Consider the following 229-nt stretch of genomic DNA (forward strand, 5'->3'; position numbering starts at 1 on the left):
TGTATCGTGTGTATGGGTATGTCATCTACCGGTGCTGGCGACGTCTCCGAGGTCGCCGTGTCGCTTGACGCCCTCGAACCGCTGGTCACTGCCCCCGAGACCGACGCGACGTTTCCTGTTGAGACACCCTTTACCGGCGACGACATCGGCCGGCTACCGGCCTGTGTGTCGGCCGATGTCGAAGCCGCTTTCGACCGGGCAGCCGAGGCCCAGCCCGACTGGCGCGACC

At 65.9% G+C, this 229-nt stretch carries 1 protein-coding gene; it reads left to right on the forward strand.

Annotated elements, in window-relative coordinates:
* Window positions 1-18: 18 nt before the first annotated feature.
* Window positions 19-229, forward strand: a 211-nt coding sequence (locus tag ACP7FG_RS13275) for an aldehyde dehydrogenase family protein (RefSeq protein ID WP_439226675.1), incomplete at its 3' end; no start/stop codon positions are given.

The sequence above is a fragment of the Idiomarina sp. ST10R2A5 genome (assembly GCF_051842325.1).
GTDB classification, from domain to species: Bacteria; Pseudomonadota; Gammaproteobacteria; order Enterobacterales; family Alteromonadaceae; genus Idiomarina; species Idiomarina abyssalis.